This window comes from Bradyrhizobium yuanmingense (assembly GCF_029167105.1).
GTDB lineage: Bacteria > Pseudomonadota > Alphaproteobacteria > Rhizobiales > Xanthobacteraceae > Bradyrhizobium > Bradyrhizobium yuanmingense_A.
Genome location: NZ_JARFML010000103.1, coordinates 1 through 1,586, shown reverse-complemented (window position 1 = coordinate 1,586; position 1,586 = coordinate 1). Strand labels below are relative to the sequence as shown.

Sequence of the window (1,586 nt, the reverse complement as noted above, 5' to 3'; positions counted from 1 at the left end):
GATCCCGAGAACGGCTTCATCGTGGTGACGCAAGTCGGCAGCCAGACCTTCGGCATCGTCGTCGACGGCGTGTTCCACACCGAAGAAATCGTGGTCAAGCCGATGTCGACGAAGCTGCGTCACATCGACATGTTCTCCGGCAACACCATTCTGGGCGATGGCGCGGTCATCATGATCATCGATCCCAACGGCATTGCCAAGGCGCTCGGCGCCGCCGGCTCCTCGGCCCATGACATGGGCGACGAAGCGGCCGGCCATCACATCGGAAGTGGCGAGCAGACCACCTCGCTGCTGGTGTTCCGCGCCGGCTCGTCGCAGCCCAAGGCAGTCCCGCTCGGCCTCGTCACGCGCCTGGAGGAGCTGCCCGCCGACAAGATCGAGTTCTCCAACGGCCGCTACATGGTGCAGTACCGCGAGCAGCTGATGCCGCTGGTCGCCATGGAGAGCGTCACCATCGCGAGCCAGGGCGCCCAGCCGATCCTGGTGTTCGCCGACGACGGCCGCTCCATGGGCCTCGTCGTCGACGAGATCATCGACATCGTCGAGGAACGGCTCAACATCGAGGTCGGCGGCTCCTCCTCCGGCATTCTCGGCTCGGCCGTGATCAAGGGCCAGGCCACCGAGGTGATCGACGTCGGCCACTTCCTGCCGATGGCGTTCGCCGACTGGTTCACCCGCAAGGAGATGAAGCCGTCGCTGCATTCGCAGTCGGTGCTGCTGGTCGACGACTCGGCCTTCTTCCGCAACATGCTGGCGCCGGTGCTGAAGGCCGCCGGCTACCGCGTCCGCACCGCGCCGACCGCGCAGGAAGGCCTGGCGGCACTGCGCGCCCAAAACTTCGACGTGATCCTGACCGACATCGAGATGCCCGACATGAACGGGTTCGAGTTCGCCGAGACGATCCGCTCCGACAACAACCTCGCCGCGACGCCGATCATCGGCCTGTCGGCGCTGGTGTCGCCGGCGGCGATCGAGCGCGGCCGTCAGGCCGGCTTCCACGATTACGTCGCCAAGTTCGACCGTCCCGGCCTGATCGCGGCGCTGAAGGAGCAGACCGCGGGCGCCGCCGGCGCCTCCGAGCTGAGCCGGGCGGCCGCGGCTTAAACCTTAAGCGGGATGGACCAGGAGACACTGAAATGAGCAAGAAGACCCAGTCCGCTGAAGGCGCCATGGTCGAGTACGTCACCGCGATGATCGGCGGCCAGCTGTTCGGGCTGCCGATCTCCCGCGTCCAGGACGTGTTCATGCCCGAGCGCGTCACCCGCGTGCCGCTGGCCTCGCGCGAGATCGCCGGCGTGCTGAACCTGCGCGGCCGCATCGTCACCGTGGTCGACATGCGCTCGCGCCTCGGCCTGCCCAAGGACGAGGACGGCAAGACCGCGATGGCGGTCGGCGTCGACCTGCGCGGCGAATCCTATGGCCTCCTGATCGACCAGATCGGCGAGGTGCTGCGCCTGCCCGAGGACGGCAAGGAAGAAAACCCCGTCAACCTCGACCCGCGCATGGCCAAGCTCGCCGGCGGCGTCCACCGCCTCGACGGCCAGCTCATGGTCGTCCTCGACGTCGACCGCGTCCTCGAGCTCGCA

The 1,586-nt window shown here is 67.5% G+C and carries 2 protein-coding genes; both read left to right on the top strand.

Annotation, left to right across the window (positions count from 1 at the left end; genetic code table 11):
* Nucleotides 1-1,104 (top strand): response regulator (locus P0R31_RS40595; RefSeq protein ID WP_275521208.1); only part of this gene is annotated, 1,104 nt, incomplete at its 5' end.
* 32 nt (nt 1,105-1,136) lie between these two features.
* Nucleotides 1,137-1,586: chemotaxis protein CheW (locus P0R31_RS40590; RefSeq protein ID WP_275521206.1), on the top strand; the 450-nt coding region annotated here is incomplete at its 3' end.